This is a genomic window from Cellulophaga sp. RHA_52, from assembly GCF_007827205.1.
GTDB classification, from domain to species: domain Bacteria; phylum Bacteroidota; class Bacteroidia; order Flavobacteriales; family Flavobacteriaceae; genus Cellulophaga; species Cellulophaga lytica.
Genome location: NZ_VIRZ01000001.1, coordinates 2,013,374 through 2,027,500, shown reverse-complemented (window position 1 = coordinate 2,027,500; position 14,127 = coordinate 2,013,374). Strand labels below are relative to the sequence as shown.

Here is a 14,127-nt window from a genome sequence, read left to right as displayed (position 1 = left end):
TAAGCCCTGGTAAGGTTCCTCGCGTATCATCGAATTAAACCACATGCTCCACCGCTTGTGCGGGCCCCCGTCAATTCCTTTGAGTTTCATTCTTGCGAACGTACTCCCCAGGTGGGATACTTATCACTTTCGCTTGGCCGCTCAGATCGAAATCCAAACAGCTAGTATCCATCGTTTACGGCGTGGACTACCAGGGTATCTAATCCTGTTCGCTACCCACGCTTTCGTCCATCAGCGTCAATCAATTGTTAGTGATCTGCCTTCGCAATCGGTATTCTATGTAATATCTATGCATTTCACCGCTACACTACATATTCTAACCACTTCACAATAATTCAAGACCATCAGTATCAAAGGCAATTCTACAGTTGAGCTGCAAACTTTCACCCCTGACTTAACAGCCCGCCTACGGACCCTTTAAACCCAATAATTCCGGATAACGCTCGGACCCTCCGTATTACCGCGGCTGCTGGCACGGAGTTAGCCGGTCCTTATTCTTACAGTACCGTCACCAGACTACACGTAGTCCTTATTCTTCCTGTATAAAAGCAGTTTACAATCCATAGGACCGTCTTCCTGCACGCGGCATGGCTGGATCAGAGTCTCCTCCATTGTCCAATATTCCTCACTGCTGCCTCCCGTAGGAGTCTGGTCCGTGTCTCAGTACCAGTGTGGGGGATCCCCCTCTCAGGGCCCCTACCCATCGTAGTCTTGGTAAGCCGTTACCTTACCAACAAACTAATGGGACGCATACTCATCTTACACCGTAAACTTTATTATTTAAATGATGCCATAAAAATAAACTATAAGGTATTAATCCAAATTTCTCTGGGCTATCCCTTAGTGTAAGGCAGATTGTATACGCGTTACGCACCCGTGCGCCGGTCGTCAGCAAGAGCAAGCTCCCCTGTTACCCCTCGACTTGCATGTGTTAAGCCTGCCGCTAGCGTTCATCCTGAGCCAGGATCAAACTCTTCATCGTTGTTTTGTAAATATTCTTAACAACCTAAAATCGTCCTAAACTAAACTCATTCTCTTTTTTTAATCCAATAATACTACAAGTAGCATTATTTTGCTGTCTCTTCAATATGTCAAATGAACTTTTAATTCTTGTAGAAATACTAGACTCGAACTAGTTGATTTTTAATAACAAATCATTCCAAAATTTCTTATCGCTTTACCCTCTCTGAAAGCGGTTGCAAATGTAAAACGTTTTTTTAAACTGACAAAATAAAAATTTAATTTATTTTACTGTTAGTTTCGCTTTAACAACCCTAGCAAATTAGGAATGCAAAAATAGTATTTTTAATTGCTACAAAACAAGCTTTTAGTCACTTATTTTTTAACCTTTATATTATACTAATTTTACAACTGAATCAATGAACTTTACTAACTTTACAACTGCTTGTTTCTCCGTTAGCGGCTGCAAATATACTCCCATTTTTAAACACCACAAGGCTTTTTTGATTCTTTTTTTAAAGTATTTTTATTTTATGCTTTAGAACCCTATTTTTCAAGCACTTAAAACAACACACTTTTAACCTATTTTTTACCAAGCCTAAGCTTATCATTAAAAACTAGCCTAAAACAATATTACTTTACCACCACAAAGGCGATTGTAGAGCTAAAGAATTCTAATACATTTAAAAAGGGCATTAAATATAAAACGAAATTTTACACTAAACAAGCGATTATTACTTCTTTTTTTTAGTTATCCACTTGTTAGTCAGTGTAGTATAATTGTAATTTAAAACAGTTGGTTGCTCTTTTAACCTCCCTTTAGCAAAGGCACGCTGCAAAATATCCTCTATTAAATAGTCCTCATGTACACTTTCTGGATGATATTCTGCCTTTATGCTAATTTTAAAAAACTTTGCAGATGTGTTGTACCAAAAGGCACGCCAACCATTTCTTAACTCCTTTACTAGTCCAAAAGCTGTATCTCCGGTTTGCCTATTTATTAGTTTTATAAGTATTTGGCCTTCTGTACGGGTTAATTTTTTTAATCTTTCTGAAAACTGATCTTCAATTTCTTTATGAACTTGCCTGGTGTACTTTCGTTTTTTTGATTTCTTTTTAATTTTTTTTAAACTATCATTTAATACAACTAGCTTTTCTGCCGCCATTTTTGCATAAGGATATACCTTTAATGTTTTTCTCCTTAATATATAGTAGTGTAATTTTTCTTCTTTGGTAGCAAATTTTAATGGAGCAAATACATACACTTCATTTAAAGTTATGGATGTATCATAAACAGAATCTCCCTTTATCTTATACAACTCAACATCTACAGAGTCTTTTACCTCCTCTACTTGTGCTGACACAGAGCCATAAATAAGAATAAATATTATAAATGATATGTTTGCTATACTTTTCATACAATATATAGAGTTCGTATTATTAACGATAAACACGTGACGATATTATTAATTAAAAATGAATATTATTAAATTTGTATTTAAATATATATGTTTATGAGCGCAAAGAAAATTATTACTGAAAAATCTCTTGATTTTTTTGAACGATACTTAAATAATGCATCCCCTACAGGTTATGAATGGGAAGGTCAAAAAATTTGGATGGACTACCTAAAGCCTTATGTAGACAATTTTATTACGGACACCTACGGAACCGCTGTGGGCGTAATTAATCCAGATGCTAAATACAAGGTTGTTATTGAAGGACACTCTGATGAAATTTCTTGGTATGTAAATTACATATCTGACAATGGCTTACTATATGTTATAAGAAATGGTGGAAGTGACCACCAAATAGCACCATCTAAATGGGTTAACATACATACAAAAAACGGTATTGTTGAAGGTGTTTTTGGATGGCCAGCAATACATACAAGAAATAAAAGCAAAGAAGAAGCCCCTAAATTAGACAATATATGTATTGATATAGGCGCAAAAGATAAAGCTGAAGTTGAGAAAATGGGTGTACACGTAGGTTGTGTTATCACCTACCCAGACACTTTTAAAGTTTTAAACGGAAACAAATTTGTTTGTAGAGCTATAGATAATAGAGCTGGAGGCTTTATGATTGCAGAAGTTGCCAGACTATTACACGAGAACAATGTTAAATTACCCTTTGGCTTATACATTACAAACTCTGTACAAGAAGAAATTGGTTTGCGAGGCGCAGAAATGATTACACAAACTATTAAGCCTAATGTTGCAATAGTTACTGATGTTTGCCACGATACAACCACACCTATGATTGAGCAAAAAGTACAAGGATTTACCGAAATAGGCTCTGGACCTGTAATTTCTTATGCACCTGCTGTACAAAACAAACTTAGAGAGCGCATTATTGAAACTGCTGAAGCTAAAGAAATACCTTTTCAGCGTATGGCAGCATCTAGATCTACCGGTACGGACACAGATGCTTTTGCTTATAGTAATGGCGGAGTTGCCTCTGCATTGATTTCTTTACCTCTACGCTATATGCACACAACTGTAGAAACAGTACACAGAGATGACGTTGAAAACGTTATACGTTTAATATATGAAACACTTTTAAATATTAAAGAAGGAGAAACTTTTAGTTACTTTGATTAACTTTTACAAAACCCCTCATATGAGGGGTTTTTATTTTTAATACTTTTACTACTATATGGATGAGCTTGTAGATATTTTAGATTTTAAAGGAAAAAAAACAGGCAAAACCGCTTTAAAATCTGAAGCTCATAAAAACGGTTGGTTTCACCAAACAACACATATTTGGTTTTACACTAAAAAAAAAGAAATTCTACTTCAACAACGTTCAAAAAACAAAGATATATTTCCTTTATTATGGGATGTTTCTGTTGCCGGACATATTGGAGCAGGAGAAGACATAATTAATTCTGCTTTAAGAGAAATTGAAGAAGAAATTGGAATTACCATACAAAAAACAGATTTACAAAAAATTGGATGCTTTAAATCTATCCAAAAACATACGGATTACTTAATTGACTGTGAATTTCATCATACATTTATATGTAAATTAAAAACAGATTTAAATTCTCTAACAAAACAAGATAATGAAGTTGAAGACTTAGAGCTTAAACTTATTTCTGATTTTAAAATAGAATTAAGCAATATTGAAACGAAGAAACTTTATGTTCCACACAGTAAAAAGTATTACAATACCGTTTTAGCAGCAATAGAAAAAGTTTTCTAATTTTTAAACAGATGCATTTTCTTGCGCTACCAATTGATATTATTCTTCTTTTTCTGATAAAAAGAAATGAATTAAAAAAACCGCTACACAATACTATTGCACAGCAGTTTTTTACTAAAAAGTTAATGTATAACTTATAACGAGGCTATAAATTCTGATACATTTGACAACTTATAAGTTTGCTGATCTCCTTTTTCCATATTTTTCACAACAAAATCTCCATTAAGCAACTCTTGTTCCCCTATTAAAACAACATAAGGAACATTGCGCTTATTAGCATATTTCATTTGTTTTTGCATTTTTACAGCTGAAGGATACACATCTGCTTTTACTCCGTTTTTCCGTAACTCTGTAACCAATTCTAAAGCCGCAAAAGCTTCATTATCTCCAAAATTAACACAAAGTATTTCCAATGATTTATTTATTTCTTCAGGAAAAAGATTCAATTCTTCTAGCACTAAATAAATTCTATCTAACCCAAAAGAGATACCTACACCACTAACATCTTTTAATCCAAAAATCCCTGTTAAATCATCATAACGTCCACCGCCACCAATAGAACCCATTTTTACTCCGCTTGGTGCAGCAACCTCAAAAATAGCACCTGTATAATAATTTAACCCACGTGCCAAAGTAACATCTATAGCTAAATTAGCAGATTGTAATCCTAATTTTTCTACAGCTTTTATAATAAAAGTAAGCTCCTCTACTCCTTTTTTACCCTCTTCTGAGTCTTTAAGCAATTCTGCTAAAACTTTCAATTGTTCTGTATTAGTTCCAGCCAAAGAAAATAGAGGCGTTGCTTTTTGTATTGCGTCTTCAGAAATTCCTTTTTCTAGCATTTCTTTAGTTACTCCCTCTACTCCAATTTTATCTAACTTATCTAAGGCAACAGTAAAATCTATTAAGCGTTCTTTTGCCCCTATAACTTCTGCAATACCTGCAAGTATTTTACGATTGTTTAATTTAATTGTTGCCCCGGTAAGCTTTAGATTTGTAAAAACTGCATCATACAATTGCACCAATTCTATTTCTTGTAATAAAGAATCTGAGCCAACCACATCAGCATCGCACTGAAAAAACTCTCTAAACCTACCTTTTTGCGGTCTGTCTGCTCTCCACACAGGTTGAATTTGATATCTTTTAAAAGGGAAATCAATTTCATTCTGGTGCATTACTACGTAACGTGCAAACGGCACGGTAAGATCATAACGTAATGCTTTTTCTGAGATTTTAGGCGTTAATAAACTAGAGTCCTTTTGTTGATATACTTCATCATTAACCTTATTTAAATAATCTCCGGAATTTAGAATCTTAAAAATAAGTCGGTCTCCCTCATCTCCATATTTACCCATTAAAGTTTGTGAGTTTTCAAAAGAAGGTGTTTCTATAGGTTGAAAACCAAAAGTCTGAAAATGCTTTTTTACAATGTCAAAAATATAATTTCTTTTTGCTATTTCAGACGGAGAAAAATCTCTTGTCCCTTTTGGTATTGATGGTTTTTGTGCCATAAATTTTTAAATATGATAGAATGATAACATTCTTGCTGCCTTATTTTAAGACTGTTAATTTTATAGTATTAGTTGCTGTTACAAATGTTAGCTAATTACATTATCAAACCACTTGTATAAATCTCCTTTAGTAATAACTGCTCCTTGCTTAATTAAATTAAATTTATCTAAATTTTTATCTTCTGTATAAATTTTAGACGCCGTTAAATACTCCACAAAATCTGACTGCCAGTTTTTCTTAAACCAAGCAAACCCAACACTTGTTGTTAAGTCTACATCTGGATTCATTACTTTAACAGAAAGCAATTTCATTTCTTTTTCTTCTAAATGAAACAAATGCATTTGCTGGGCAGATACATTTTCTAAATACTCAACTTTAGTTAATACACCTTCCCAAATTAAATCACTAAAAACATCTAACTCTTCTTCTGCCACATCTAGTTTTTCCTTTTTTATGGTTTCCCATTCTTCTGCAGTAATTGTTTGTGATGCTAAAAAGTTTACAAACTCTGGTTGTAACTCTTCTAGTTGTTGTTTTGTTAGTCTTGCATATTTCATTTTGCAAAAATAAAAAAAGGCTATGCATATGCATAACCTTTTAATAATTAAAATTATTTATTTTTTACTAAAAAATAAAGCGCAATCCAAATTGTGCTTGCCATCTAGACAACAAACTAGCATCATATCCATTAGTATTTGTTAAACTAGGATCAAAAGTATATGTTGGTGCTTGTGTGCGGTCTGCTTCATAAATATTAGGATCTGGGTTAGCATCTGGAAAACTAACTCCAACCGGACTAATATTATTTGGCTGACGTACAATACCCCAATCAGAACTAATTAAGTTACCAACATTAAGCACATCTATACTAAACTGTATTTTGTTATTGTTAGCAAATTTATAGTCTTGCAAAAATTTAAGATCCCAACGACCTCTCCAAGGAGCTAAAGCACCATAGCGCTCCATAAATTCTCCCCTGTTATCTTTTAAGTAATCATCTTGCTGAATATACGCTTCAAAAGCTTCTGCTTGTCCTGCACCAGAAAATTGCATTTGACTAAGCTCTGATGAAGTAGGAATATATAATAAATCGTTATTTTGACCAGAACCATCACCATTAATATCACCTGCATACGTATAGTTATATCTTGCCCCTTTAGCATACTCAAAGAAAGTAGAAATTGTTGTATTCCATTTTCCTTGTCCGTACTCAAAATTCTTAGAAAGAACACCAATAAAACGGTGTGTATCTCCATATTTAGAATGACTTAACACATCTGAGTTAGCATTACCTGCATTAGGATTAAACTCAAAAGCATCACCTGTAATTTCTGCTTCAATAGAGTTTACATCTTGCGCATTTAAATAACTATAAGCAGCCATTGCATACAAACCATTATCAAACGTTTTTTGCCCCTTTAACGAAACATTAAACACTCTACCTTTATCAGAATTTGTAAATACATATGCATTATTACCTGTATCACCAGGTAAATAAACAGGTCTATCTCCACCAGGACCAACTAACGTACCTGTTGGTTCTCTTAATCCCCAGTTTTGAACATGAGCAGCGTTTAAATCTTTAGTATAAGAAACATCTAAAGTACCAATAACACCATTTTCAAACTTTTTATCTAAACCTAAATTAGTTCTCCAAACCTGTGGAAATTTAAAATCTGGATCTACAGTTTGGTAGTAAAAAACATCTACACCTTGCACTTGGTTACCCAACCATACAAATGGCAATCTACCAGTAAATAAACCAGTACCACCACGTACTTGTAAAGAATTATCTCCTTTAGCATCCCAATTAAAACCAACTCTTGGAGAAATTAACCATTGGTTACTTGGTAATTCTTCAGAATCTATAAACACCTCTTCTCCTGTCTCTGGATTGTAGTAAGGTATACTTGGCACATATGTACCTTTTCTTGCTATATTTTCACGTATTTTATCTGCTGTATCAAAAAATAAAGGCTTATCAAAACGAACTCCGTAAGTCAATTTAAAATCCTCAGTAGCATTCCACTCATCTTGCACATAAAATGCCATTTGACCTACACTAGTTTCTGCCAAGCTCCAAGTATCATTAGCATTGTTTGCTGCATTAATACCTTCAGCATTTGTAATAGCATCAGAAATTAATCCATTATCTATTGCTGTTTGAAAATCTGCTAAACTACCAAATGCACCAAAAGCACCTACATAACCTCTATCATCAGCATAACCATATGCTCCAAGATTAAATGAGTTTTTAAAATCGAATTTCTCAAAAGAAAAACCTATAGTATACGTATGATCTCCTTTAAATATATTTGTATTGTTTGAAAACTGAAAAACCTTTTGATCTAATGTATTATTAATTGAAAAAGGCTCATGACCTACTACAATATAATTAGACCCATTACCATCTTGAATAGTCATTGCAGGAATTGGAGAAGATAAAGCATCTCTAAAATCATCAAAATGAGAATACCCTACTTGCAATTTATTTGTCATAGTTTCAGACAATGTAGAATTTAATTCTATCTGAAAAGACTTTAAGTTGTTATTAATTTCATAACCAGAATTCTCAAACTGTAAAGTTGTAAAATTTGGTCCTCTTTGTCTAATAGCTGTAGGGTGAGCTGGCTTTTCTTTAGAAGAATTTAAAAAGTTGTAAATAACAGCTAATCTGTTATTATCATTAATATTCCAATCTAACTTAAAGATACCTTTAGTAGACTCGCCACCATAAGTAAACCCTTCATAACGACCAGTGTCATAACCAATACCTGCTAGGGCAGACTGCACTGCCATTAAATCGCTCTCTAAAACTCTAGACTCACCAATATTACCAGAACCAGTATTAGGAATCCATCCGTTTGTACCTAAATCATCTCTTTCTTCTTTTTCAAAATTAGCAAAGAAGAATAATTTATTTTTAACAATTGGCCCACCAATACTTACACCATATTGGTTTTGCGTTAATTTAGGCTTAATTACATCTTCACCTTTAACTTTACCACCTGTTAAATCTTCATTTCTAAAAAAGCCATAAACAGTACCATGAAATTCATTAGTACCACTTTTTGTAACAGCATTAACAGAAGCTCCAGTAAAACCAGACAAAGTAACATCATAAGGAGCAGTACTTACTTGTATTTGCTCTATAGCATCTAAAGAAATTGGCTGTGAACCTGTTTGCCCACCTGGTGTTGGAGAATCTAAACCAAAAGGATTATTAAAAATTGCACCATCTAAAGAGAAATTATTAAACTGATCATTACGACCTCCAAAAGAATCGCCACTTGCTGTTGGCTCTAATCTAGTAAAATCTGAAGCTGATCTAGAAATTGTTGGTAATTTAGTAAGCTCTCTACTACCAACACTTGTTTCTGCACCTGTACGCCCACTACCAAAAGTACCACTTTGGTCTTGCACTAAAATAATTTCATCTAGCATTTGACTAGACTCAGTAAGTGTAACGTTAAAATTAAAAGTTTTCCCCAGTGTTAAGTAAACATCATTTTTAACTTGATTTTCAAAACCTACGTAAGAAACAGTAATTACATAAGGGCCACCAACCCTCATATTAAGTAGGTTATACCTACCTTCATCATTAGTTATACCACCGTATTTAGTACCCGTTGGGGTATGTACAGCAATAACATTTGCCCCAATAAGAGGTGCCGCTTGATCGTCTACCACTAAACCTTTAATGTTTGAGGTTGTTACCTGGGCATTAACCGAAAGGGAAACAAACAAAAACGATAAGCAAAAAAATAAATAGTTTTTCATATTGTTCTAAGTTAGTTATTTTTAGATACGCTAAATTTAGAACAAAAAAAAAGAGTTATGCATGCATAACTCTTTTTTCTATTAACATTATATTAACTATTTATTTAGCTTCCGCTACAACTTCAAAAGGAAATTCTACAATAACCTCTCTGTGTAATCTAATCTGAGCGTTGTAAGGCCCAGTTCTTTTAACGGCACCACCTTTAATAGAAATGTATTTTTTGTCTATTGACTGACCAGCTTTTTCTATAGCTGCAGCTAAATCTATATTAGATATAGATCCAAACAATTTAGTTCCAACACCAACTTTAGCAGGTATTTTAATTTCTAATTGCTTTAATGCTTCTGCAGTTTTGTTAGCTTCATCAACAATTTTCTTCTCTTTATGAGCTCTTTGCTTTAAGTTCTCTGCTAAAACCTTCTTTGCAGACGGTGTAGCAAGAGCAGCTAATCCTTGAGGAATAAGAAAGTTTCTTCCGTAGCCGTTTTTTACTTCTACTACGTCATCCTTAAAACCTAAATTCTGTACGTCTTGTTTTAATATAAGTTCCATTGTTTAGCTTTTTTTATTTTAATAAATCGCCAACATATGGCATTAATGCTAAATGACGTGCTCTTTTTACAGCAACAGCCACTTTTCTTTGATACTTTAATGAAGTTCCAGTAAGTCTTCTTGGAAGTAATTTACCTTGCTCATTAACTAACTTAATTAAGAAATCTGGATCTTTATAATCTACATACTTAATACCTGATTTTTTAAATCTACAGTATTTTTTCTGTTTGTTAGTCTCAATGTTTAACGGAGTTAAATATCTAATTTCTCCGTCTTTTTTTCCTTTTGCTTGTTGTTCAATAGCTGACATAATCCTTAAGCTTTAGTTTTTAATTTTGTTCTTCTTCTCTCTGCCCAAGAAATAGCGTGCTTGTCTAGCTTTACAGTTAAGAAACGCATAACACGTTCATCTCTTCTAAATTCTAGCTCGTAACCATTGATTACATCACCAGGTGCAGTAAATTCAAACAAATGGTAAAAACCACTTTTTTTGTGTTGAATAGGATAGGCCAATTTTTTAAGTCCCCAATTTTCTTTGGCAACCATTTTGGAACCTTTTTTAATTAAGAAATCCTCAAATTTCTTAACTGTTTCCTCTATCTGTACATCAGATAGAACGGGATTCAGAATGAAAACAGTTTCGTAATGATTCATATTATATATATTTTTTTCAGTCCGCAAAAGTAATTATTTTTTTCTATTCTCACAAGAAAACACTAAAATCTTCGTTATACATTAAAATAGTTATTAACAAACCCCAAATATCTAACCAAAGCTAAATGCAATCCATAACTCGTTTAATGCTAATTACACAACAGATTAGTGCATGTTCACATCTTTTCTTGCAATTCATCTGACATTTTTAGTACTTTAGCCGAGATTTAACCCCACAAATCAACTTATTTATGAAACTAAGATGTATAATTGTAGATGATTCTTCTATGCAGCGTATGGCCGTTGCAAAGTTGGTTAACAATCATCCAAACCTAGCAATGGTTGCTGAGTACAGCAATGCTATTGAAGCCAAGAACGGACTTAAGAACAACGAAGTTGATCTTATTTTCCTAGACGTAGAAATGCCAATCATTAACGGATTTGACTTATTAGAGTCTTTAGAAAATCCGCCACAAGTTATACTTATAACTGGAAAACCTGATTACGCATTAAAAGCCTTTGATTATGACGTAACAGATTACTTACACAAACCAATTACAATGAGTAGGTTTGATGCCTCTGTAAAAAGAGCCGTAGGTAAATATGAGCAAATGCACAGAGTACAGGAAGACGAAGAACATATATTTGTAAAAAGCAACCTTAAAAAACGTAAGGTTATTTTAAATGATATTAAATGGATAGAAGCCTTAGGCGATTATATTAAACTTGTTACAGACGAGGCTAATATTGTAATTTTATCTACAATGAAATCTTTTGAAAAACAATTACCAGAAGATAAGTTTTTAAGAATACACAAATCTTATATTGTAAACTTAGAAAAGGTTGAAAAATTTAATAGTAAAAATGTAGAAGTTGATGGAAGACAAATACCTTTAAGTAGAAATAAAAAGACCGAGCTTGCTGAAGCATTAAGTAACGTCTAACAATTATACACCAAATAAAAAAAGCTGACTAACGTCAGCTTTTTTTATGCTTATTTTTTAGATATAATCTACATTATAAATTACTCTTACCCCCTTAAATTGCCCAATTGAATTAAATGATTTTTCAATTTTTTTAATGTAATCTTTTGTTTTACCTAAGGGTTGGTCTTTCTTTATTTTTAAAACCACATTTTTTAAATACTGATTTCTTATTCTTGCCACAGCAGGAAACTCAGGACCCAACACATCATCTTTAAAAGAAACTCGTAAAGATTTAGCAAACCAAGCAGAGGCATCTTCTACCTTACCATAGTCTCTATGCTTAAATGTTATTTTTAAAATTCTGTGTAAAGGCGGATACTTAAATAACCTACGTTCATTAATTTGGTCTGTATACATTGCCTCATAATCATTTGTAGATACCTGCTGTAAAATTTGGTGATATGGATTATATGTTTGTATTAAAACTTTTCCTCTCTTTTGTGCCCTACCTGCTCTACCAGATACTTGCGCTAAAAGTTGGTAACTGCGTTCATGCGCTCTAAAATCTGGAAAATTTAATAAGTTGTCTGCATTCATAATACCTACCAAACTCACATTACCAAAATCCAAACCTTTGGTAAGCATTTGTGTACCTACTAAAACATCTAACTCGTGTTTTTCAAAAGAAGTAATTATTTTCTCGTACGCATGTTTACCTCTAGTGGTATCTAAATCCATACGGCCAATTCTAAGGTTTGGCATTAGCTCTTGCAGTTCTTGCTCTACTTGTTCAGTACCAAAACCTTTGGTGTTTAAGGTTGACATGCCACAAGCCAAACAACTTTTTTGCAAAGCCATGTGGTAACTACAATAATGGCAACGCATTTGCTTTTTGTATTGATGGTAGGTTAAACTAACATCACAATTAGGACATTGGGGAGAGTGCCCACAAGTTGTGCACTCTACAATTGGCGCATACCCTCTACGATTTTGAAACAATATTACTTGTTCTCCCTCTTGTACTGCTTCTGTAATACCAAGTAATAACCGTTCTGAAAAATGACCTTTCATACGTTTTTTACGAGTTAGCTCTTTTATATCTACCAACTCTACCTCTGGCATTAGTACATTGCCATACCTACGCGTTATTTGTGCATAACCATATTTTTGCTGCTTAACATTGTAATACGTTTCTATGCTTGGCGTTGCAGAACCTAAAAGAATATTACAATTACTAAAGCTTGCTAAAACAATTGCACTGTCTCTTGCGTGGTATCTTGGTGCCGGATCATACTGCTTAAAAGACGCCTCATGCTCTTCATCTACAATTATTAACCCCAGGTTAGAAAATGGTAAAAACAACGCTGACCTAGCTCCTATTACAATTTGAGCCTTAGACTTGTTAGCTAAAACATTGTTCCAAACCTCAACTCTTTCATTTACGGTATATTTTGAATGAAAAACAGCTACATATTCTCCAAAATAATTTTGGAGTCTAGCTATTAATTGTGTGGTTAAAGCAATTTCTGGCAACAAATACAACGCTTGTTTTCCCTCTGCTAAACACTCTGCAATAAGCTGTACATAAACCTCAGTTTTTCCTGAAGAGGTTACACCGTGTAGCAAGGTTACTTTATTTTCTATAAAACTTGCTTTTATTTCTTGTATAGCTTCTGTTTGGTACTGGTTAAGCTCTTTTAATTGTTTTGTTTTTTTTGTAGCATCAAAAACAACTCTGTCTGTTCGTACATAAAACTCCTCTAAAATATCTTTATCTATAAGTGTTTTAATTATAGATGCAGAGGATTTACTTTTTTTTTCTAACTCTTTTACTGTTATTTTTTTTTGATTTGTTCCTTGTAACTGAAACAGTGATAAAATAACATTACTTTGTTTTGGTGCTCTAGAAAGCGAATCTAGCAAAGCACTTAACTCTTCTTCTGTCTGGTATTTTTCTCCTAACTTTACATACCTTACTAACTTTGGCTTGTATTGTTGGTAAACTTCTTCCTTAGTTAAAATTACATTTTTATCTAACAGACGTTTTAAAATAGGTAGCACGTTTTTTTTATCTACTATGGCCGCAATTTCTTGTACCTTTAACATAGACTGGCGTTCTAATGCTTCAAACACTAAAAACTCTTCATCTGTTAGTGTATTTTCATCTACAGTGGCCTCAGAATTTTTAAGAATTAACGTTTCACTTTCTAATAAAAACGCACCAGGTACTGCACTTCTAAACACCTCGCCTACAGAACACATATAATATTTTGCAACCCAAGACCAATGCTTAATTTGCAACTCTGTAACTATAGGTTCATCATCTAATATTTGATGAATATCTTTTGCGTCGTATAAAGTAGGAGCTGTTGTATGTATTTCTGCAACTAGTGCTGTATGTATTTTAGATTTGCCAAAGGGTACCGCTACGCGCATACCCACTTTTAAAAAATTGGCTTCTGCCCTTGTTACACTATACGTAAATAGTTTCTCTAAGGGAATTGGTAATATTACATTTATAAAATGCTGCATAAA

At 33.4% G+C, this 14,127-nt stretch carries 11 protein-coding genes and 1 rRNA gene (1 of these 12 running past the window's edge); 3 read left to right on the top strand and 9 right to left on the bottom strand.

The window, feature by feature from the left end; genetic code table 11:
* Positions 1 to 982, bottom strand: a 16S ribosomal RNA gene (locus tag JM80_RS08955) (it extends 538 nt beyond the left edge of the window).
* A 712-nt stretch (positions 983 to 1,694) separates the two neighbouring features.
* Positions 1,695 to 2,378 (bottom strand): DUF4294 domain-containing protein, encoded by a 684-nt coding sequence (locus JM80_RS08950; RefSeq protein WP_144709787.1) that lies wholly within the window; start codon positions 2,376 to 2,378, stop codon positions 1,695 to 1,697.
* Positions 2,379 to 2,474: 96 nt separating this feature from the next.
* On the opposite strand from JM80_RS08950, the gene JM80_RS08945 reads away from it, so the two are divergent.
* Positions 2,475 to 3,563, top strand: a complete 1,089-nt coding sequence (locus JM80_RS08945) for a M42 family metallopeptidase (protein ID WP_144709785.1) — start codon at positions 2,475 to 2,477, stop codon at positions 3,561 to 3,563.
* Positions 3,564 to 3,618: 55 nt separating this feature from the next.
* On the top strand, positions 3,619 to 4,167 hold the full coding sequence (locus JM80_RS08940; RefSeq protein ID WP_144709783.1) for an NUDIX domain-containing protein: 549 nt from the start codon (positions 3,619 to 3,621) through the stop codon (positions 4,165 to 4,167).
* A 134-nt stretch (positions 4,168 to 4,301) separates the two neighbouring features.
* On the opposite strand, the gene hisS is transcribed toward JM80_RS08940, so the two are convergent.
* The 6 genes from hisS to rpsF all read right to left on the bottom strand — a co-directional run bounded on the left by hisS (position 4,302) and on the right by rpsF (position 10,666).
* The gene (gene hisS, locus JM80_RS08935) at positions 4,302 to 5,678 is read right to left on the bottom strand and encodes a histidine--tRNA ligase (protein ID WP_144709781.1); all 1,377 of its coding nucleotides are present in this window, start codon (positions 5,676 to 5,678) and stop codon (positions 4,302 to 4,304) included.
* An 87-nt stretch (positions 5,679 to 5,765) separates the two neighbouring features.
* Positions 5,766 to 6,236: a DUF6495 family protein gene (locus JM80_RS08930; protein ID WP_144709779.1), complete on the bottom strand. Its 471-nt coding sequence runs from the start codon at positions 6,234 to 6,236 to the stop codon at positions 5,766 to 5,768.
* A 67-nt stretch (positions 6,237 to 6,303) separates the two neighbouring features.
* Positions 6,304 to 9,459: a carboxypeptidase regulatory-like domain-containing protein gene (locus JM80_RS08925; protein WP_144709777.1), complete on the bottom strand. Its 3,156-nt coding sequence runs from the start codon at positions 9,457 to 9,459 to the stop codon at positions 6,304 to 6,306.
* Between the two features lie 100 nt (positions 9,460 to 9,559).
* Positions 9,560 to 10,012, bottom strand: coding sequence for a 50S ribosomal protein L9 (rplI, locus tag JM80_RS08920; RefSeq protein WP_013619892.1), 453 nt, complete (start codon positions 10,010 to 10,012; stop codon positions 9,560 to 9,562).
* A gap of 13 nt (positions 10,013 to 10,025) precedes the next feature.
* Positions 10,026 to 10,325 carry a 30S ribosomal protein S18 gene (gene rpsR / locus JM80_RS08915; RefSeq protein WP_170854752.1) on the bottom strand — a complete coding sequence of 100 codons (300 nt, stop codon included), beginning with the start codon at positions 10,323 to 10,325 and terminating at the stop codon, positions 10,026 to 10,028.
* A 2-nt stretch (positions 10,326 to 10,327) separates the two neighbouring features.
* Positions 10,328 to 10,666: a 30S ribosomal protein S6 gene (rpsF, locus tag JM80_RS08910; RefSeq protein WP_013619894.1), complete on the bottom strand. Its 339-nt coding sequence runs from the start codon at positions 10,664 to 10,666 to the stop codon at positions 10,328 to 10,330.
* A gap of 251 nt (positions 10,667 to 10,917) precedes the next feature.
* Here rpsF and JM80_RS08905 point away from each other — a divergent pair, with 251 nt between their 5' ends.
* A complete protein-coding gene (locus tag JM80_RS08905) occupies positions 10,918 to 11,610 on the top strand; it encodes a LytTR family DNA-binding domain-containing protein (protein ID WP_034646356.1) in 693 nt (230 codons plus the stop codon).
* 57 nt (positions 11,611 to 11,667) lie between these two features.
* Here the strand turns inward: JM80_RS08905 and priA are convergent, their stop codons facing one another.
* The gene (gene priA / locus JM80_RS08900; protein WP_089119353.1) at positions 11,668 to 14,124 is read right to left on the bottom strand and encodes a primosomal protein N'; all 2,457 of its coding nucleotides are present in this window, start codon (positions 14,122 to 14,124) and stop codon (positions 11,668 to 11,670) included.
* Positions 14,125 to 14,127 lie beyond the last annotated feature (3 nt).

What these genes read in the sequence shown, in the direction of transcription:
- JM80_RS08905 (WP_034646356.1), top strand. Translation starts at nt 10,918, where the DNA reads ATGAAACTAAGATGTATAATTGTAGATGATTCTTCTATGCAGCGTATG.
- JM80_RS08940 (WP_144709783.1), top strand. Translation starts at nt 3,619, where the DNA reads ATGGATGAGCTTGTAGATATTTTAGATTTTAAAGGAAAAAAAACAGGC.
- rpsF (WP_013619894.1), bottom strand. Translation starts at nt 10,666, where the DNA reads ATGAATCATTACGAAACTGTTTTCATTCTGAATCCCGTTCTATCTGAT.
- JM80_RS08945 (WP_144709785.1), top strand. Translation starts at nt 2,475, where the DNA reads ATGAGCGCAAAGAAAATTATTACTGAAAAATCTCTTGATTTTTTTGAA.
- hisS (WP_144709781.1), bottom strand. Translation starts at nt 5,678, where the DNA reads ATGGCACAAAAACCATCAATACCAAAAGGGACAAGAGATTTTTCTCCG.
- JM80_RS08950 (WP_144709787.1), bottom strand. Translation starts at nt 2,378, where the DNA reads ATGAAAAGTATAGCAAACATATCATTTATAATATTTATTCTTATTTAT.
- JM80_RS08925 (WP_144709777.1), bottom strand. Translation starts at nt 9,459, where the DNA reads ATGAAAAACTATTTATTTTTTTGCTTATCGTTTTTGTTTGTTTCCCTT.
- JM80_RS08930 (WP_144709779.1), bottom strand. Translation starts at nt 6,236, where the DNA reads ATGAAATATGCAAGACTAACAAAACAACAACTAGAAGAGTTACAACCA.
- priA (WP_089119353.1), bottom strand. Translation starts at nt 14,124, where the DNA reads ATGCAGCATTTTATAAATGTAATATTACCAATTCCCTTAGAGAAACTA.
- rplI (WP_013619892.1), bottom strand. Translation starts at nt 10,012, where the DNA reads ATGGAACTTATATTAAAACAAGACGTACAGAATTTAGGTTTTAAGGAT.